Here is an 18512-nt window from a genome sequence, read left to right on the forward strand (position 1 = left end):
CCCCGGGCCGGGGTTCACCGCCCCGGGGGGGCCGGGGGCCCCGGGCCGCGGGGGGGGGCGGGGGGGCCCGTGGGGGCGGGGGGGGGGGGGCGGGGGCCCCCCCCCGGGGGGGGGGGGGCCCCCCGCCGCACCCATGTGGCGCCACCGGTCCGGACGGGTCCTGCACCGGGCGGACGGCCGTGTGGACCGTGTGGGCCGCCAGGAAGAAGACGTCGGGGCGGTGGTGCAGGCTCGCCTCGTCGGCCGGGTCCAGAAGACGTCGGCATGCGCGTCTTCGTGTGCGAAAACTGCGGACTGGTCATCGACCGGGACGCCAATGCCGGACATGACCTGGCCGCCCTCGCGGCCCGCACCACGGGTACCGGAGTGGCCGGAGACCTGGACCTCGTCAAGGCGAAGTCGAAGCCCCGTGGAGCCGACCGGAAGACCCGCAGCATCCGACCGCGCCGCAAGGCCGGGGCGGGGCGGGGCGGGCAGGTGGCGCAATCCCCGGCCCCCGGGCCGGAGCGGAAACGGGAGACCGTCAACAGGACACCGGCGCGCAACTCGTGCTCTGGTGAGACCGTTACGGACCATTCCGGTGGAAACGCCGGGGAGAGGCCAGTATTGTTGCCGCTCCGGCAACAGGGTTTCCCGAAATCGTCCGTACGGGCGTGAGGGGTCCGCCGGGGAGCGGGCGCGCGGCCCGGCCCCCGGCGGACCGGGGTCCATCGGTGGATCGGAGTCAGCCGGAGGTCAGCCGGCCGGTCGGGCCGCCGGTCAGGGCAGCGTCGGGTACGCGTTCCGCATGAGCTGCTGGAACTGGGCCGAGAACCAGTGACCGGAGACCGGGGCGTCCGGCAGGGCGCCGGTGAGGTTGTTGCCGTTGCGCGGGGTTCCCGTGTAGGTCGGGTCGCACATCCGGTCGAAGCCCTTGCCCTCGTCGTTCGGGATGGCCTTGCTGGCCCCGTCGGACTCGCCCGGGGGCTTCATCCACACGTAGGCGTCGATGCCGCTCTCCGGTGCCGTCTTCGGGCGTTCGCCGAGTCCGGCGCCGGACTGGTTGCACCAGTTGCCGATGTGGATGCGGCGGTCGTAGCGTCCGCCTTCGATGTAGGTGTCGACGCTGGTCGTCGCGCCCGGTCCGGCGGGCCGGGCGGTGCCGCCCCAGCCGTTGCGGGAGGTGTCGATGAGCATGCCGATGTTCGTGTCGAAGCCGGTCGAGACGAGTTCGTTGCGGAAGGCCTGGGCGAAGCCCAGTTCGTCGACGTACCGGTTCCAGTCGACCCACTTGGACTCGCGGACCGACTTGCCGGCCACGGAGTCGTTGATGGTGAAGTTGTTCTCCTTCAGCGTGCTGTAGTTGGCGGTGTTGGTGATGAATCCGTGCACGTCGGCCGGGGTCGCGCCCTCGGCGGTGGCCGCGTCGTGGAACACGTCGGCGGAGGCGCCGAAGTTGTCGTCCCAGCCGATCCAGCCGTGGTGGCCGGCGTCGACGTAGTTGTACACGTTCCCCACGTCGCCGAGCTTGTTCAGGGCGTAGCCGACGCCCTTGACGTAGTTGCCGTTGGCCTTCATCACGTCGCACTGCGGCGTCGCGGTGGCCCGGCTGCCGGTGTTGGTGACGAGGTTGGGCAGGGAGTCGATCTCGACGGTGGTGACGATCCGCAGCGGGGCGTACTTCGCGTCGGAGAGGATCGCTGCGATCGGGTCGATGTACTCGGTCTTGTAGCGGCCGATCTCCGTCGGGCCGAGTTCGCCGTTGGAGGCGAGGGCGGAGCAGTCACGGCCGGGCAGGTTGTAGATGACCAGCTGGATGACGAGTTCGCCGGAGCCCTTCTGCGCGAGTGCCGCGTCGAGGTGGTCGCGCAGGCCCATGCCGCCGTTCACGCCGTTGATGGCGGCGATGCGGTCCAGCCACACGCCGGTGGGCTGGTTGGCGATGCGGTTGCCGCCCGGCTCGGCGGCGGCCTTCGCGGACCACTCGGGGTTCACGTACACCTTGGCGCCGCTGTACGGGTTGTTGACGCGGTCGCCGGGGTCGGTCGGGTCCGTGGGGTCGGTCGGGCCGCCGTCGTCGACGTTGCACGTGACACCGTCGAGGGTGAAGGTGGCGGGGATCGCGTTGCTGCCGCTGTAGGTGCCCTGGAAGCCGAAGCTTGCCGAACCACCGGTCGCCAGCGTGCCGTTGTAGGACTCGTTGGCGGCGGTGACGTTGCTGCCGGACTGGGTGACCTTGGCGTTCCAGCCGCTGGTGACCCGCTGGTTGCCCGCGTAGGACCACTTCAGCGACCAGGACGACTTGGCGGCACCGAGGTTGGTGACGGTCACGGCGGCGGTGAAGCCTGTGTCCCACTGGTTCTGCACCTGGTAGTTGACGGTGCAGGGGACGGCGGCGGCGCCTACGTCGCCGGGAACGGCGGCATAGGCCGTCCCGGCGGCGCCGGCGACCAGCGCCATGGCAGCGAGGAGTGCGGTTCTCGTGCGACTCATGAGTGCGGGTTTCCTATCCGTTGGGGGTGTACGGGCGCGCTGTTCGAAGAGGGGTGTTCACGGGGAGTCGACGTTCGGCAGTGGCCGGACCGGGGCGCGCGTGGATCGCGCGTCCGGTGCCGCACGGCGTGAGGGTGCCTCGGGGCCAAGGATCAGGACATGGTCCGGTCCGCGGTCCGGGAGATGGGAAGGCCGGACCGGCCGGGAGGGATCCCACGGAAGTGCGCTGTCCCCGCGCCGGGGGTGGGGGTGGTGCCGTCGAGCGGGAACATTGCGGATCCGGTGCCGGCGCCCTCCGGGGAGGCCGCGGCGGAGTGCTCCGCCGTGCATACGGGCACGGACTCGTGCGCTGTGACGACCGGGACGACCGGGGTGTCCGCGCGGGGCACGGACGTACCGGCGACAGGACGTAAAAGTACTGAACGCGGGGGGTGCCGCATGAGCGACTCCTTGCAGTTCGGACGCGTCGTGACAGACGCGTCGACTGATGGAACCGCTCCCACTGGTGCACATGAAGCTAGCGCCAAGTGACGGCAAAGAACAGGGGAGTCACCGACTTTCACTGAACTTCGGTCATCGAATCTTTTCGACTCTCCACAAGCCTTGACCGCCCCTGACCCCATCCCCACTATGGGAGCGCTCCCACTGGTTCAAGCCTTGACCTCTCCGAGTCGCAGGAGGAACCAGCACCATGCGCCCCCCACCCAGAGGACGCCGTGGCGTCCGGCGACTGTGGACCGCCGCGGCGGCCGCTCTCGCGCTTCCGCTGACGATGCTCTCGTCAGGATCAACTCCCGCTCAGGCGGCTGCCGTTCAGTGCAGCGTGGACTACCGGACCAATGACTGGGGTTCCGGCTTCACCGCGGATCTGACCCTCACCAACCGCGGCACGGACACCATCGACGGCTGGACGCTGACCTACGGCTACGCGGGCAACCAGCAGCTCGCGAACGGCTGGAACGGCAGTTGGTCCCAGTCCGGCAGGACCGTGACCGTGAAGAACGCCGCGTACAACGCGCGGATCGCGGCCGGTGACGCCGTCACCACCGGCGCGCAGTTCTCCTACAGCGGCAGCAACGTGGCACCCTCGTCCTTCGCCATCAACGGCACCCCCTGCACCGGGGCCCACCAGCCGCCGATCGCCGTGCTGACCAGCCCGGCGGCCGGCGCGGTCTACACGCAGGGCGGAACGGTTCCGCTCGCGGCGACCGCGGCGGCGGCCGACAACGCCACCATCAGCAAGGTGGAGTTCTACGACGACACCGAGCTGCTGGGCACGGACACGAGCGCGCCCTTCACTCTTTCCGTCGCTGGATTGACCGTGGGCAGTCATTCGCTGACGGCGAAGGCGTACGACAGTCTGGGCGCCTCCGCGAACTCGACCCCGGTCGGCATCACCGTCGCCTCCGGTCCGGCCGTGGTGGCGACACCGTCCCAACTGGGCGTGCGCCAGAGTGAGTCGGGCACGTACGAGGTGAAACTGTCGACGCGGCCGAGCGCCAACACGACGGTCACGACGACCCGTGCGAGCGGCAACTCCGGTCTGTCGGTGAGCGCGGGCGCCTCGCTCACCTTCACGCCGTCGAACTGGGACACCGCGCAGAAGGTCACGGTCGCCGCCGACTCCTCGGGCACCGGCTCGGCGGTCTTCGAATCGTCGGCCCCGGGCCACGGCAAGGCGGCGGTCACGGTGACGCAGCTGGGCGCGACGAAGGCGTACGACGCGCGCTTCCTGGAGCTCTACGGGAAGATCACCGACCCGGCGAACGGCTACTTCTCGCCCGAGGGCATCCCGTACCACTCGGTGGAGACGCTGATCGTCGAGGCACCGGACCACGGCCACGAGACCACCTCGGAGGCGTACAGCTATCTGCTGTGGCTGCAGGCCATGTACGGCAAGGTGACCGGTGACTGGTCGAAGTTCAACGGGGCCTGGGACATCATGGAGCGGTACATGATCCCGACCCACGCCGACCAGCCGACCAACTCCTTCTACAACGCCTCGAAACCGGCGACCTACGCACCCGAGCTCGACACCCCCGCGCAGTACCCGGCACCGCTGGACACCGGCGTCTCCGTCGGCCCGGACCCGATCGCCGCCGAGCTGAGGTCCACGTACGGCACGGACGACGTCTACGGTATGCACTGGCTCCAGGACGTGGACAACACCTACGGCTACGGCAACGAGCCCGGCAAGTGCGAGGCGGGCCCGACGGCGACCGGGCCCTCGTACATCAACACCTTCCAGCGCGGCTCGCAGGAGTCGGTGTGGGAAACGGTGCCGCAGCCCACCTGCGACGCCTTCAAGTACGGCGGCACGAACGGCTATCTGGACCTGTTCACCCAGGACGCCTCCTACGCGAAGCAGTGGAAGTTCACCAACGCCCCGGACGCCGACGCGCGTGCGGTGCAGGCCGCCTACTGGGCGGACCTGTGGGCGAAGGACCAGGGCAACGGCGGTGACATCTCCGCGACCGTCGCCAAGGCCGCCAAAATGGGCGACTACCTGCGCTACTCCATGTACGACAAGTACTTCAAGAAGGTCGGGAACTGCACCGGCCCGTCCTCCTGCCCGGCCGGCAGTGGCAAGGACGCCTCGCACTATCTGATGTCCTGGTACTACGCCTGGGGCGGCGCGACCGACACCTCGGCGGGCTGGGCCTGGCGCATCGGCTCCAGCCACGCGCACGGCGGCTACCAGAACCCCCTCGCCGCCTACGCCCTCAGCTCCTACGACGCCCTGAAGCCGAAGTCGGCGACGGGCGCGCAGGACTGGGACAAGTCCCTGGACCGGCAGCTGGAGTTCTACCGCTGGCTGCAGTCCGACGAGGGCGCCATCGCGGGCGGCGCCACCAACAGCTGGGCGGGCCGCTACGCGACGCCGCCGGCCGGGACGCCGACGTTCTACGGCATGTACTACGACGAGAAGCCGGTGTACCACGACCCGCCGTCCAACCAGTGGTTCGGCTTCCAGGCGTGGTCCATGGAGCGGGTCGCCGAGTACTACCAGCAGACGGGTGACGCCGACGCCAAGGTCGTCCTGGACAAGTGGGTCGACTGGGCGCTGTCCGAGACGACCATCAACCCGGACGGCACCTTCCGGGTCCCGTCGACGCTCCAGTGGTCGGGCAGCCCCGCCACCTGGAACCCGTCCTCCCCCGCAGCCAACAGCTCGCTGCACGTCACCGTCGCCGACTACACCAACGACGTCGGTGTGGCCGCCGCCTACGCCAAGACGCTGACGTACTACGCGGACCGCTCGGGCGACACCGAGGCCGCGGACACGGCGAAGGCACTCCTCGACGGCATGTGGGACAACCACCAGGACGACCTCGGCATCGCCGTCCCGGAGACCCGGGCCGACTACCACCGCTTCGACGACCCCGTCCACGTCCCGAGCGGCTGGACCGGCACCATGCCGAACGGTGACGCGATCAACTCGTCGTCGACGTTCGACTCGATCCGTTCCTTCTACGAGGACGACCCGGCCTGGTCGAAGATCGAGTCCTATCTGGCGGGCGGCGCCGCGCCCACCTTCACGTACCACCGGTTCTGGGCCCAGGCCGACATCGCCCTGGCCATGGGCTCGTACGCGGAGCTCCTCGAATAGCCCCGCCGGCGCTCCGCGTGCCGGCCCCGGCACCTGACGCCGGGGCCACGGCGGCCGGGCGGGTCCCCTCGCTCACGGGGGACCCGCCCGGCCGTCGCACGCTCCCCCGCTCCCCCGCTCCCCTCTCGTTCCCCCTCCCCTCTCGTTTCCCCCCACCCCGAGGAAGGACTTCACCGTGCGAAGAACCCGCGTCCTCACGGCCGTGCTCGCACTGGCGGCCGGTCTGCTCACGGGCGGCCCGCCCGCCCTCGCCGCCGCTCCCCCCGACCGGCCCGCCGCCGCGGCCGACGCGCCGGCCCGGTCCGCACTCGCCGCGGACACATACACCTGGAAGAACGCCCGGATCGACGGCGGCGGCTTCGTCCCCGGCATCGTCTTCAACCGCAGCGAGCGGAACCTGGCGTACGCCCGCACGGACATCGGCGGCGCCTACCGGTGGCAGGAGGGGTCGAAGACCTGGACGCCGCTGCTGGACTCGGTCGGCTGGGACGACTGGGGGCACACCGGCGTGGTGAGCCTCGCCTCCGACCCGGTCGACCCCGACCGGGTGTACGCGGCGGCCGGCACGTACACCAACGACTGGGACCCGGACAACGGCGCGGTGCTGCGTTCCTCGGACCGGGGCGCCAGCTGGCGCAAGGCCGACCTGCCGTTCAAGCTGGGCGGCAACATGCCGGGGCGGGGCATGGGCGAACGCCTGGCCGTCGACCCGCACCGCAACAGCGTGCTGTACCTGGGGGCGCCCAGCGGGAAGGGCCTGTGGCGCTCGACCGACTCGGGCGCGAGCTGGTCGCAGGTGACGGCCTTCCCCAACCCGGGCACCTACGTGCAGGATCCGGGTGACACCTCCGGGTACGCCAGTGACAACCAGGGCATCGTCTGGGTCACCTTCGACGAGTCGACGGGCACGCCCGGCAGCGCGACCCGGACGATCTACGTGGGCGTCGCCGACACGCAGAACGCGGTGTACCGGTCGACGGACGCGGGCGCCACCTGGGAGCGGGTGGCCGGGCAGCCGACCGGGCATCTGGCGCACAAAGGCGTCCTGGACACCGAGAACGGTCACCTGTACATCGCATACAGCGACAAGGGCGGTCCGTACGACGGCGGCAAGGGCCGGCTGTGGCGGTACACGACCGCGACCGGCACCTGGACCGACATCAGCCCGGTCGCCGAGGCCGACACGTACTACGGATTCAGCGGACTGACCGTGGACCGGCAGAACCCGGGCACGCTCATGGCGACGGCGTACAGCTCCTGGTGGCCGGACACCCAGATCTTCCGTTCCACGGACAGCGGTGCGACGTGGACGCAGGCGTGGGAGTACAGCTCCTACCCGAACCGGGAGAACCGCTACACCATGGACGTCTCGTCCGTGCCGTGGCTGACCTGGGGCGCCAACCCGTCGCCGCCCGAGCAGAGCCCCAAACTGGGGTGGATGACCGAGGCGTTGGAGATCGACCCGTTCGACCCGGACCGCATGATGTACGGGACGGGCGCGACGGTCTACGGCACGGAGAACCTGACGAACTGGGACCGCGACGCCACGTTCTCCATCACGCCGATGGTGCGCGGCCTGGAGGAGACGGCGGTCAACGACCTCGTCTCGCCCCCGTCGGGCGCCCCGCTGCTCAGCGGGCTTCTCGACATCGGCGGCTTCCGGCACACGGACCTGACGAAGGTCCCGTCGATGATGTTCACCCAGCCGAACTTCACCGCCACCACGAGTCTGGACTTCGCCGAGTCCAGCCCGAACACGGTGGTCCGCTCGGGGAACCTGGACTCGGGGCCGCACATCGCGTTCTCGACGGACAACGGTGCCAACTGGTTCGCGGGCACCGACCCTTCGGGGGTCAGCGGCGGCGGCACGGTCGCCGCGGGTGCCGACGGCAGCCGTTTCGTGTGGAGCCCGCAGGGCGCCGGGGTGCACCACACGACCGGCTTCGGCACCTCGTGGTCGGCGTCCGGCGGTATTCCCGAGGGAGCGGTCGTCGAGTCCGACCGGGTGGACCCGAAGACGTTCTACGGCTTCAAGTCCGGTAAGTTCTACGTCAGTACGGACGGCGGGGCCACCTTCACCGCCTCCCCCGCGACCGGGCTGCCGAGCGGTGACAGCGTGCGGTTCAAGGCGCTGCCGGGCGCCAAGGGCGACATCTGGCTGGCCGGCGGGGCGAGCGACGGGGCGTACGGTCTGTGGCGCTCCACCGACGGCGGGCAGAGTTTCGCCAAGCTGCCGGGCATCAACGAGGCCGACACCGTCGGCTTCGGCAAGGCGGCCCCCGGCGCCTCGTACCAGACCGTCTTCACCAGCGCGAAGATCGACGGCGTGCGCGGCATCTTCCGCTCGACGGACCGGGGGCAGAGCTGGACCCGTATCAACGACGATGCCCACCAGTGGGGTTGGACCGGTGCCGCGATCACCGGTGACCCGCGGGTGTACGGCAGGGTGTACGTGGCCACCAACGGCCGCGGAATCGTCTACGGCGACACCTCGGACACCGGGGGCGGGGACGACGGGGGTGGCGGGACCGACCCCGACCCCGATCCGGGACCGACGGGCGCCTGCAAGGTGACCTATGAGATCACCAACCAGTGGTCCGACGGTTTCCAGGCCCAGGTCCAGGTGACCAACACCGGGTCGGGCGCCTGGAACGGCTGGTCGCTGACCTGGTCGTTCACGGACGGACAGCGGGTGTCCCAGCTCTGGAACGGGGCCCATACACAGTCCGGTTCGGCGGTGACGGTACGCAACACCGACTGGAACGGCACCGTCGCGACGGGCTCGTCGGCCGGGTTCGGCTTCACGGCGAGCCGTTCGGCGACGAACACGGAACCGGCGGCCTTCGCGCTCGACGGGCGGGCCTGCACGGTGACGTGACCGGCTGAGGAGCGGTGAGCCCGCGGGGCACGTACGGCCGGGCCGGCCGTACGTGCCCCGCGGTCCTGTTCGGGGTCCGTGTGCTCAGGGGGTGTGGACCGCCGGACGCGGCGGGGTCGGCATGCCTTCGCCGATGAAGAAGCCGGTGTGCGGCGGCTGGTTGTAGGCAGTGTTCTGCCAGGCCAGCGAGGTGCGGTACAGGGTGTCGTGCAGCAGGGTGGTGATCTTGACGTTGGTGTCGTGCGGGGTGGAGTAGACGCGCAGCGCGGTGTTGTCGCCGGTGCGCCAGACGACCTCCTCGCGCCAGTCGCCGAGGATGTCGCCGGACAGTACGGGTGTGGCCTTGGTGCCGTTGTTGGAGGCGACCCCGGCTCCGGTCAGCAGGCGGGTGTCGGAGGAGGTGCCGTACTTGTCGATGCGGGTGCCGTCCAGGAGTTCGCGCACCGGGTCGCCGTCCCACCAGGAAAGGAAGTTGGCGGAGGACGGCTTGCGGCCCTTGGTGCCGCCGCCCTCGTCGCGGATGCTGCCGTCCGACGAGGACCACATCTCGGGGCCGGAGTTGCCCGACCAGATGTCACCGGCGACACCGCGTCCGTTGTCGCAGCAGGCGGAGAGCTTCCAGCGGACCGATCCGTTGGCCGGGTCGATGTAGAGAGCCGCGGGCTGGGAGGTCGACTCGGAGACCTTGTAGTACTCCAGGCCGGAGGTCGACGCGTCGAGGTCGCCGAGGTGCTGGGCGTCGCCGTGGCCGGTCTTCGTGGTCCACAGGCCGTTGCCGTTGTCGTCGACGGCCATCGCACCGTAGACGATCTCGTCCCTGCCGTCGTTGTCGACGTCGCCGACGGACAGGCTGTGGGAGCCCTGGCCGTCGTAGCCCTTGCCGCTGTTGGTGGAGGAGTTGGTGTCGAAGGTCCAGCGCCGGGTGAAGGCACCGTTCCGCCAGTCCCAGGCGGCGACGACGGAACGGGTGTAGTAGCCGCGGGCCATGATCAGGGAGGGCCGGGCGCCGTCGAGGTAGGCGGTGCCGGCGAGGAAACGGTCGACGCGGTTGCCGTAGGAGTCGCCCCAGGAGGAGACGGTGCCGCGGGCGGGTACGTAGTCGACGGTGCCCATGGCCCTGCCGGTCTGCCCGTTGAACATGGTCAGGTACTCGGGGCCGGACAGGATGTAGCCGCTGGAGTTGCGGTGGTCGGCGGAGGAGCTGCCGATGACGGCGCCGGTGCCGTCCCGGGTGCCGTCGGCGGTCTTCATGGCGACCTCGGCCTTGCCGTCGCCGTCGTAGTCGTACACCTGGAACTGGGTGTAGTGGGCGCCGGATCGAATGTTGCGGCCCAGGTCGATGCGCCACAACCGGGTTCCGTCGAGCCGGATGCCGTCGACGATCGTGTTGCCGGTGTAGCCGGACTGGGAGTTGTCCTTGGCGTTGGTGGGCTGCCATTTGAGGACGAACTCGAGGGCGCCGTCGCCGTCGAGGTCGCCGACGGAGGCGTCGTTGGCCTCGTAGGTGTAGGCGACGCCGTCCGGGGTGGTGCCGCCGGCCGGCGGGGAGATCGGTACGTCCTTGTAGCCGGCGCGGAACTGGACGGCGTGCACGGAGTCGCCCTGCTCGACGCCGTTGACGACGGCGCGGACGGTGTAGTCGGCCTGGGACGGGGCGCCGGAGTGGAAGAACGTGGTGGAGCCGGTGACGGGGTTGGAGTTGACCTTCGTACCGGCCCGGTAGACGTTGAAGGAGACGTTGTCCGGGTCGGTGCCGAGCCAGCGCCAGCTGACCAGGTTGCCGCTGCCGTTGTACACGCTGACCACGCCCCGGTCGAGTGCCTCGACCTGCCTTGTGGTGGCGGCTTCGGCGGTGCCTGCGCCGAGCCCGGTGAGTCCTGCCGCGGCGAGGGCCACGGCGGTGAGGACCGCGGGGAGGGCGGACCGGCGTCTGCGTGGCCCGTGCGGGTGTTTGTGCGCGTGCCTGCGCGGGCGCCTGTGCGGGTGCTTCACGGGACGAACCTCCAGGGAGGACGAGGGGATTCCGCCCCTCAGTCGCCGCCGGTCACGGCCTGGTTGCCGTACCCCGCACCGGAGTTCACCCGAGCCTGTGACACGCCGAGCCGTCTGTGTGGGCCGCCGTCCCCCTGCTCCCGGGTGCCGGTGGCTTGCGGAAGGCCCGGAGGTGGAAGACCGGATCGGGGCGGGGACGGTCCTGGTCGGGGAGGGCGGTGAGGCGGGCGGCGAAGGCGTCGGCGAGGGGGGAACCGGGGGGCAGGGTGACGAACCAGCCCCGGCGCAGGTCGGCGATGGTACGGCGAGGGCTTCGACCCTGGCCGTGGCCCCGGAACACGGCCTGCCCGGCCGGGACCAGGCCGTGTTCGGCGGCGCAGGCCACCACGTCGGCGGCGGCGTCGCGCACCGGGCTGCGCGGGCGGGCGGAGAGGACGGCGTCGATGTCGCTGCCCACGTTGTGCGAGGCGGCTTTGTCGACGGTGGTGACGTAGACCCCGCCGGGCCGCAGGACCCTGGCGCACTCTTTGACGAGGGCCCGCACGTCGTCGGGACCGGACTGCAGGTGCAGCAGCCACACGCTGACGGTGGCATCGAACCGGGCGTTGCCGAACGGAAGTTGCCGGCTGTCGGCGCGCACCACGGCTCCGGGCAGACGGGCCGCCGCTCTCCGGGTCATCGACGCGGAGAGGTCGACGCCGGTCACCCGCAGGCCCGCGCGGGCCGAGGGGAAACGCCGGGTCACGATGCCGGTGCCACAGGCGATGTCCAGCAGGTCGCGCGCCCCCGGGGGGACCAGGTCCAGGACCGCCTGTGCGGCGGCCGCGGCCCGGGGCTCACCGCCGCGTGAGGTGTCGTACCGTCCCGCTTCCTCGTCGTAGTCGAGCACACGCCTCAGTGTGCACCGTGACCGGGCGCCAAGTCCTCTACTCTGTGCGCCAGTTCAATGTCCTTCGCGGTGACGGCGCCTCCCGCGCTGTGCGTGTGGACGGCGACGGACACCGTGTTGTAGCCGAGGGTGAGGTCGGAGTGGTGGTCGAGTTCCTCCTGCACCTGGGCGACGTGCACGACCATCGCGGTCGCCGCGAAGTGGGAGCCGAGCCGGTAGGAACGGGCGAGTCGGCCGTCGTCGAGCGACCAGCCCGGCAGACCGGCCAGCCGGTCCTCGATCTCCTGCGGCGACAGCGGTGCGGCGGATGCGGCGGGTTCGGCGGGCATGGGCTGCGTTCCTCCTCTGTCCCCCTGACGGTCGGGGTTTCCCTCCGTCCAGCGTGCCACAGGACGTGCCGCCGGACCCTGCGCAAGAAGCCAGAAGGGAACAGGAGGGAGGGCTGAAGGGAGGCCGGGAAGGTACGGCTCCCGCTTGCGGCGCCTTCTCGGCTACCGTCCCGGCATGAGCACTCTCCTGCCCGGTACCGCTCCCGCCGCCGCCGAAGGCGTGGGTCCGCTGCTGCGGGCCTGGCGGGAGCAGCGGCGGGTCAGTCAGCTGGAGCTCGCGCTGCGCGCGGACTCGTCCGCCCGGCACATCAGCTTCATCGAGACCGGCCGTTCACGGCCCAGCGAGCAGATGGTGCTGCGGCTGGCCGAGCACCTGGACGTCCCGGTGCGGGAGCGCAACGCGCTGCTGCTGGCGGCCGGTTACGCGCCCCGGTTCCCCGAGACCCCGCTGGACGATCCGGCGCTGGACGCGCTGCGTGAGGGCATCGAGCGGCTGATCGGCGGATACGAACCGTATCCGGCGCTGGTGGTGGACGCGAGGTACGACGTCGTGGCCGCCAACCGCGGGGTCATGATGCTGTTCGACGGCGTGCCGGAGTCGCTGCTGGTGCCGCCGTTGAACGCGGTGCGGCTCACGCTGCACCCGCAGGGCCTCGCGCCCCGGATCCGGAATCTGCGGGAGTGGCGCGGTCATCTGCTGGAGCAGATGGAACGGCAGATCGCGCTCCGCCGCTCCGCACCGCTGCGGGCGCTGTACGAGGAGGTCGCGGCGTTCCCGGTGCCGGAGTCCGGGCCGGGTGAGGGGCAGGGTGAGGGGCAGGGTGAGGGGCAGGGGGATGCGGACGGGTCGCAGCAGTCCGCGTCCGTGGCGTACTTCGCGCTGCCGATGAGGATCGAGCACGGGGGCCGGATCCTGTCGTTCGTGTCGTCGATCTCCACCTTCAACACGCCGATGGACGTGACCGTCGCCGAACTGGCCGTGGAGACCCTCCTCCCGGCTGATCCGGCGACGGCCAAATACCTTCAATCCTGGCTGAGTTGACGTGATTTCAGGGACATGTGCTGGAACAGTGCGAAGCCGGCCACGACGAGCGCCTGGAGAACCGCCCACACCGCGCCCGCCGCGCTCGGCTCGAGCCACAGCACGAGGGCGGCGCAGCTCACCACCGCCCAGGCCAGGTTGACCTCGATGACGGCCCGGACCCCGAGCGTCGGCGGATGCCTGCGCGAAGCCAGCAGTCCCACGGCGGCCGCGTACACCGCGAGGAGGGCACCGAGCCCGGACAGCAGGCCCGAGCCGACGCCGAGGAAGCGGCCGAGCGAGCCGGAGAGGGAGAGATAGGCGAGCGCGTTGACGCCGGTCACGACGGCGTCGAGAACCAGGAGCCGGTGCAGCACGGACTGCGGGCCGGAGGTCCGGGCGAGTGAGGCAGGCTGGGTCGCGGACATGATGAATCATCCTCCGTCGGGGTCGGGGTCGGGGTCTCGCCGGGTCGGTGGTGGGCTGCGGGTCACCACCGCGGGCTGGGTGGTGGGCCGGCTTGCGGGCTGGGTCGCGATGACTGCACATGCCATACGAGATGCCGGATATTGCATACCTTGCGCGCAGCCGGATCACGGGACGGATCCGGACCGGGTTCCGGGCCGGAGTGCGCCGGCCCGGAACCCGGTGCGTCCACGATCCCGCCCGCAGCGGGTCGCGGTCGATTACCCGGGACGTCATGACCCGGGCGCCCGGGAACAGGGGCGCCCCGCCGTCGCCCGTGAGAGGGTCGGGCGAGCATGGCAGACTGATCGTGTGTCCGGGGTCGTTGGGGAGACGTGGCGTGAGTGAACGGCGGGCCGCACCCACGGTGGGCCAAGTGGTACTCGGCAGGCGGCTGCAGGAGCTGCGGGAGACGGCGGGCCTCACCCGGGAGGAGGCCGCCCGGGTCCTGCGGGTGGCTCCCGCGACCGTCCGGCGGATGGAGACGGCCGAGGTCGCACTGAAGATCCCGTACATCCAGATCCTGCTGACGGCGTACGGGGTGTCCCAGGGCGAGGCGGCCACCTTCATCGGGCTCGCGGAGGACGCGAACCGTCCTGGCTGGTGGCAGCGGTTCCACGACGTGCTGCCCGAGTGGTTCAGCCTGTACGTGAGCCTCGAGGGTGCTGCCCGGGTCATCCGGTCCTACGAGCCGCACTTCGTGCCGGGGCTGCTGCAGACGGAGGACTACGCGCGTGCCGTCCTGGAGGCCGGGACGATCGGGAACCGGGGGCCGGAGGCCGTCGAGCGGCATGTGTCGCTGCGGCTGGAGCGGCAGCGGCTCCTGGAGCGCCGGGATCCGCCCCACCTGTGGGTGATCGTGGAGGAGACGGTCCTGCGGCGCCCGGTGGCCCAGGACGGCCGGGTGATGCGCGAGCAGTTCGACAAGTTGCTGGAGTGGTCCGAGCGGGACCGGGTCACGCTCCAGGTGGCCGAGTTCGCCGACGGCCCGCACCCGGGGACGTATGCGCCCTTCTCGCTGTTCCGGTTCGCCGAGCCGGAGCTGCCCGACATGGTGTTCACCGAGTACCTGACCGGTGCCCTGTATCTGGACTCCCGCAAGGAGGTCTCGGTGCACCTGGAGGTGCTGGACCACATGACGGCGCGGGCCGCCTCCGCCGAGCACACGCAGAAGCTGCTGCGGGAGTTCCGGGACGGCTACTGAGCGCCGCCGCGCCCGTCCTGCCCGCGGCCCCCGGCACGGCCGTCGCCTTCGTCGTCGACGATCTCCGCGTCGACGACGCCTTCCTCCTCCTGCGGTGAGGTGTGCTGCCCGGCGTCGCCGGTGGGCTCCTGACCGGCCTGGGCGTACATCGCCTGGCCCATCCGCTGGCTGACGGCGGCGAGTTTCTCGACGCCGGCGCGCAGGGCGGCGGTGTCGGCGGACTGCTCCAGCAGGGGCTTCAGCTCGGCGACGGCGGCCTCCACCTCGGACCTGGTGCCGGCGGGGATCCGGTCCTTGTTGTCCCGGATGAAGTTCTCGGTCTGGTAGACGAGCTGCTCGGCCTGGTTACGGGTCTCGGCGGCCTCCCTGCGCTTGCGGTCCTCGTCTGCGTACTGCTCGGCCTCGCGCATCATGCGGTCGATGTCGTCCTTGGGCAGTGCCGAGCCGCCGGTGACGGTCATCTTCTGTTCCCGGCCGGTGGCGAGGTCCTTGGCGGAGACGTGCATGATGCCGTTGGCGTCGACGTCGAAGGCCACCTCGATCTGCGGGACGCCGCGCGGGGCCGGGGGCAGACCGGTCAGGTCGAAGACGCCGAGCTTCTTGTTGTACGCCGCGATCTCACGTTCGCCCTGGTAGACCTGGATACCGACCGAGGGCTGGTTGTCGACGGCGGTGGTGAAGGTCTCCGAGCGCCGGGTGGGGATGGTCGTGTTGCGTTCGATCAGTTTGGTCATGATGCCGCCCTTGGTCTCGATGCCGAGGGACAGCGGGGTGACGTCGAGGAGCAGCACGTCCTTCACGTCGCCGCGGATGACGCCCGCCTGGAGGGCCGCTCCGACGGCGACGACCTCGTCCGGGTTGACGCCCTTGTGCGGGTCCTTGCCGGTGAGTTCGCGGACCAGGTCGGTGACGGCGGGCATGCGGGTGGAACCACCGACGAGGATGACGTGGTCGATCGCGGAGAGTTTCACCCCGGCGTCCTTCACGGCCTGGTGGAAGGGCGTCTTGCAGCGCTCCAGCAGGTCGGCGGTCAGTTCCTGGAACTGGGCCCGGGTGAGCTTCTCGTCCAGGTGCAGCGGACCGTCGGCGGAGGCGGTGATGTAGGGCAGGTTGACGGTGGTCTCGGAGGAGGAGGACAGCTCGATCTTGGCCTTCTCGGCGGCCTCCCGCAGCCGTTGCACGGCCATCTTGTCCCGCGTCAGGTCGATGCCGTACCGGCCCTTGAAGCCCTGGGCGAGATGTTCGAGGAGCCGTTGGTCCCAGTCGTCGCCGCCGAGCAGGGTGTCGCCGTTGGTCGCCTTGACCTCGATGACGCCGTCGCCCATCTCCAGGAGCGACACGTCGAAGGTGCCGCCGCCCAGGTCGAAGACGAGGACGGTCTGCTCGCTCTCCTTGTCCAGGCCGTACGCGAGGGCCGCCGCCGTGGGCTCGTTGATGATCCGCAGGACCTTCAGCCCGGCGATCTCCCCGGCCTCCTTGGTGGCCTGGCGCTGGGTGTCGTCGAAGTACGCCGGTACGGTGACCACGGCGTCGGTGACGTCCTCGCCGAGGTAGGCCTCGGCGTCCCGCTTCAGCTTCTGCAGCACCCGGGCGGACAGCTCCTGCGCCCGGTAGCGGGTGCCGTCCACGGAGCCCTGTTCCGGGAAGTGCCACTGTCCGTCGCCCATGTGACGCTTGACCGAGCGGGCGGTGCGGTCGACGTTCGTCACCGCCTGCCGCTTGGCGACCTCCCCGACGAGCACCTCGCCGTTCTTGGCGAAGGCCACGACGGAGGGGGTGGTCCTGGCGCCCTCCGCGTTGGTGACGACCGTGGACTCACCGCCCTCCAGCACGGCCACCACCGAGTTCGTGGTTCCCAGATCGATTCCGACCGCACGTCCCATCGCCGTCCCCTTCCGTCAGGGCACACCTCTCCGGCCTTCCGGACTACCAGCACAAAATTTGAGTGCGCCAATGTCAATAGTGTGCCCGGAGGGTTCGTCGATCACCCGTCAACCGCTCGCGGCGCGCAGTTCCACGGCACGCCGGGGGCGGTCGGTGATCAGTACGTCCACCCGGCGGTCGGTGAGGAAGTCTCGCATCGGGGCGTCGTCGTTGACCGTCCACACCATGGTGAAGAGCCCGTTGCGGCCCGCTTCGCGCAGCGCCCCGCCACGGGCGAGCCGCTGGTGCGCCGCGATTCCGTGGGCGCCGCAGGCACGGACCCGCCGCATGGGCAGCAGTTCGCTGATCCGGGTGCGTGCCAGCCGGGCCCGGGGGATCCCGGTGCCGTCCCGGCCGAGGGACAGCGCGGTGCGTACGCCGGGGAACGCCGCGGTGATCGCGGCGACGGAACGGTCCTCCAGACTGGTGGCGACGAAGCCGTCCCGGCCGAGCAGGGCGATCGCGCGGTCGATCAGCTCCCGCTCGTGACCGGTCTCCTTCAGATCGAGATGCCCGACGAGTTTTCCGGCGATCAGCTCCATGACGTCGTCCACGACGGGAACGGGGTACCCGGCGTGCGCGCAGAGCCCGGCGTGGGTGAGCGTGGTGAGGGGCGGGCCGGTGCGTCCCGCGCGGGCGTCATGGTGGACGACGAAGACTCCGTCGGCCGTGCGCCGTACGTCGAACTCGACGTAGTCCGCGCCGGACCGGAGGGCGTCCTCGTAGGCCTCACGGGTCGCGGGCGCGGCGTGTTCGGAGCCTCCCCGGTGCGCGGAGACGGCGGGCCGTGACGTCATACGGGCGTCTCCCTGTGTATTCGGGGGCGTCGCAGGCCGGGGTCCTGGAGGCAGAGGCCTCCGGGCGGACGCGGACGTGGCGCAGGCCGCCCCCTGCGGAGCGGCCTGCGGGTGTCCTGCGTGTCCTGCGGGTGCGGCGAGCGGGTCAGGAGAGCTTCGCCGTCAGGGTGATCTCGGTGCCCTTCAGCGCCTGGCTGACCGGGCAGTTCACCTTGGCGTCCTCGGCGGCGGCGAGGAAGGCCGCCTCGTCCAGGCCGGGGACGGTGCCCTCTACGGTGAGGTGGATGCCGGTGATGCCCTCGCCGGGCACGAAGGTGACGTCCGCGGAGGTCACCAGGCGGGTCGGCGGGTTGCCGGCCTTGTCGAGGATGTTGGAGAAGGCCATCGAGTAGCAGCTGGAGTGCGCGGCGGCGATCAGCTCCTCGGGGCTGGTCTTGCCGTTCGCCTCCTCCGCACGCGACGCCCAGGTGACCGGCTGCTCGCCGATGCTGCCGGAGGAGTCGAACGTGACGACCCCGCTGCCCTTGATGAGGTTGCCTTCCCAAACGGTGTGTGCGGAGCGCGTGGCTGCCATGGCTGTTCCTTCCAAATATCCGAACGCGTGTCCGGTCCATGCTTGGTCCGGGGCACCCGCGTCACCGGGGTTCCCGCCTCCCATCTGATCACACTCCGGGTCAACTGACGTGGAAGACAGACCCCTTAGCGGTGAACGGCAGCCGCGCACCGCGGGGGACCAGGTAGGCGTGCTCGCGCCGCACCCGCAGCACGTCGCACCAGCCGTCGGTGATGACGAGGACCGGCGCGGTCCCCGGGAAGTCGTCCGCGCGCTGGAGCAGGTCGATGCCGGGCTGGAGCACCGTGCCGGCGCGCCCGCGGACCCGGACCCTCCCCCAGAGCCCGAACGGCCTGGGCGGTGCCCCCATGGCGATCTC

Annotated in this window: 12 protein-coding genes and 1 pseudogene; 4 read left to right on the forward strand and 9 right to left on the reverse strand. The window is 70.7% G+C overall.

What is annotated here, in order from left to right; genetic code table 11:
- Positions 1 to 163: 163 nt before the first annotated feature.
- Positions 164 to 268: pseudogene (locus ACFYQA_RS13790) on the reverse strand (SAM-dependent methyltransferase); the annotation flags it as partial.
- Positions 269 to 759: 491 nt separating this feature from the next.
- Positions 760 to 2472 carry a glycoside hydrolase family 6 protein gene (locus tag ACFYQA_RS13795; protein ID WP_388916165.1) on the reverse strand — a complete coding sequence of 571 codons (1713 nt, stop codon included), beginning with the start codon at positions 2470 to 2472 and terminating at the stop codon, positions 760 to 762.
- 691 nt (positions 2473 to 3163) lie between these two features.
- Between ACFYQA_RS13795 and ACFYQA_RS13800 the strand changes: the two genes are divergently transcribed.
- The gene (locus ACFYQA_RS13800; protein WP_388916168.1) at positions 3164 to 6082 is read left to right on the forward strand and encodes a glycoside hydrolase family 48 protein; all 2919 of its coding nucleotides are present in this window, start codon (positions 3164 to 3166) and stop codon (positions 6080 to 6082) included.
- Between the two features lie 175 nt (positions 6083 to 6257).
- On the forward strand, positions 6258 to 8960 hold the full coding sequence (locus tag ACFYQA_RS13805; RefSeq protein ID WP_388916171.1) for a cellulose binding domain-containing protein: 2703 nt from the start codon (positions 6258 to 6260) through the stop codon (positions 8958 to 8960).
- An 84-nt stretch (positions 8961 to 9044) separates the two neighbouring features.
- Here ACFYQA_RS13805 and ACFYQA_RS13810 read toward each other — a convergent pair whose 3' ends face one another.
- The 3 genes from ACFYQA_RS13810 to ACFYQA_RS13820 all read right to left on the reverse strand — a co-directional run bounded on the left by ACFYQA_RS13810 (position 9045) and on the right by ACFYQA_RS13820 (position 12170).
- Positions 9045 to 10952, reverse strand: a complete 1908-nt coding sequence (locus ACFYQA_RS13810) for a rhamnogalacturonan lyase (protein WP_388916174.1) — start codon at positions 10950 to 10952, stop codon at positions 9045 to 9047.
- An 85-nt stretch (positions 10953 to 11037) separates the two neighbouring features.
- On the reverse strand, positions 11038 to 11841 hold the full coding sequence (locus ACFYQA_RS13815) for a class I SAM-dependent methyltransferase (RefSeq protein ID WP_388916177.1): 804 nt from the start codon (positions 11839 to 11841) through the stop codon (positions 11038 to 11040).
- Positions 11842 to 11846: 5 nt separating this feature from the next.
- On the reverse strand, positions 11847 to 12170 hold the full coding sequence (locus ACFYQA_RS13820) for a 4a-hydroxytetrahydrobiopterin dehydratase (RefSeq protein WP_386404038.1): 324 nt from the start codon (positions 12168 to 12170) through the stop codon (positions 11847 to 11849).
- 175 nt (positions 12171 to 12345) lie between these two features.
- On the opposite strand from ACFYQA_RS13820, the gene ACFYQA_RS13825 reads away from it, so the two are divergent.
- Positions 12346 to 13212 carry a helix-turn-helix domain-containing protein gene (locus ACFYQA_RS13825; protein ID WP_388916181.1) on the forward strand — a complete coding sequence of 289 codons (867 nt, stop codon included), beginning with the start codon at positions 12346 to 12348 and terminating at the stop codon, positions 13210 to 13212.
- Here the strand turns inward: ACFYQA_RS13825 and ACFYQA_RS13830 are convergent.
- Positions 13194 to 13619, reverse strand: a complete 426-nt coding sequence (locus ACFYQA_RS13830) for a hypothetical protein (RefSeq protein WP_388916184.1) — start codon at positions 13617 to 13619, stop codon at positions 13194 to 13196. The two genes, ACFYQA_RS13825 and ACFYQA_RS13830, sit on opposite strands and share 19 nt — an antisense overlap.
- Positions 13620 to 13996: 377 nt before the next feature.
- On the opposite strand from ACFYQA_RS13830, the gene ACFYQA_RS13835 reads away from it, so the two are divergent.
- Positions 13997 to 14860, forward strand: a complete 864-nt coding sequence (locus ACFYQA_RS13835) for a helix-turn-helix domain-containing protein (protein WP_388916187.1) — start codon at positions 13997 to 13999, stop codon at positions 14858 to 14860.
- On the opposite strand, the gene dnaK is transcribed toward ACFYQA_RS13835, so the two are convergent.
- The 3 genes from dnaK to ACFYQA_RS13850 all read right to left on the reverse strand — a co-directional run bounded on the left by dnaK (position 14854) and on the right by ACFYQA_RS13850 (position 18154).
- Positions 14854 to 16743 (reverse strand): molecular chaperone DnaK, encoded by a 1890-nt coding sequence (dnaK, locus tag ACFYQA_RS13840; RefSeq protein ID WP_388916190.1) that lies wholly within the window; start codon positions 16741 to 16743, stop codon positions 14854 to 14856. The genes ACFYQA_RS13835 and dnaK overlap by 7 nt on opposite strands.
- 108 nt (positions 16744 to 16851) lie before the next feature.
- The gene (locus tag ACFYQA_RS13845; protein WP_388916193.1) at positions 16852 to 17580 is read right to left on the reverse strand and encodes a glycerophosphodiester phosphodiesterase family protein; all 729 of its coding nucleotides are present in this window, start codon (positions 17578 to 17580) and stop codon (positions 16852 to 16854) included.
- Between the two features lie 145 nt (positions 17581 to 17725).
- Positions 17726 to 18154 carry an OsmC family peroxiredoxin gene (locus ACFYQA_RS13850; protein ID WP_055595704.1) on the reverse strand — a complete coding sequence of 143 codons (429 nt, stop codon included), beginning with the start codon at positions 18152 to 18154 and terminating at the stop codon, positions 17726 to 17728.
- Positions 18155 to 18512: the final 358 nt, after the last annotated feature.

This window comes from Streptomyces sp. NPDC005774 (genome assembly GCF_042871645.1).
GTDB lineage: Bacteria > Actinomycetota > Actinomycetes > Streptomycetales > Streptomycetaceae > Streptomyces > Streptomyces pratens.

What these genes read in the sequence shown, in the direction of transcription:
- ACFYQA_RS13795 (WP_388916165.1), bottom strand. Translation starts at nt 2,472, where the DNA reads ATGAGTCGCACGAGAACCGCACTCCTCGCTGCCATGGCGCTGGTCGCC.
- ACFYQA_RS13800 (WP_388916168.1), top strand. Translation starts at nt 3,164, where the DNA reads ATGCGCCCCCCACCCAGAGGACGCCGTGGCGTCCGGCGACTGTGGACC.
- ACFYQA_RS13820 (WP_386404038.1), bottom strand. Translation starts at nt 12,170, where the DNA reads ATGCCCGCCGAACCCGCCGCATCCGCCGCACCGCTGTCGCCGCAGGAG.
- ACFYQA_RS13825 (WP_388916181.1), top strand. Translation starts at nt 12,346, where the DNA reads ATGAGCACTCTCCTGCCCGGTACCGCTCCCGCCGCCGCCGAAGGCGTG.
- ACFYQA_RS13830 (WP_388916184.1), bottom strand. Translation starts at nt 13,619, where the DNA reads ATGTCCGCGACCCAGCCTGCCTCACTCGCCCGGACCTCCGGCCCGCAG.
- dnaK (WP_388916190.1), bottom strand. Translation starts at nt 16,743, where the DNA reads ATGGGACGTGCGGTCGGAATCGATCTGGGAACCACGAACTCGGTGGTG.
- ACFYQA_RS13845 (WP_388916193.1), bottom strand. Translation starts at nt 17,580, where the DNA reads ATGACGTCACGGCCCGCCGTCTCCGCGCACCGGGGAGGCTCCGAACAC.
- ACFYQA_RS13850 (WP_055595704.1), bottom strand. Translation starts at nt 18,154, where the DNA reads ATGGCAGCCACGCGCTCCGCACACACCGTTTGGGAAGGCAACCTCATC.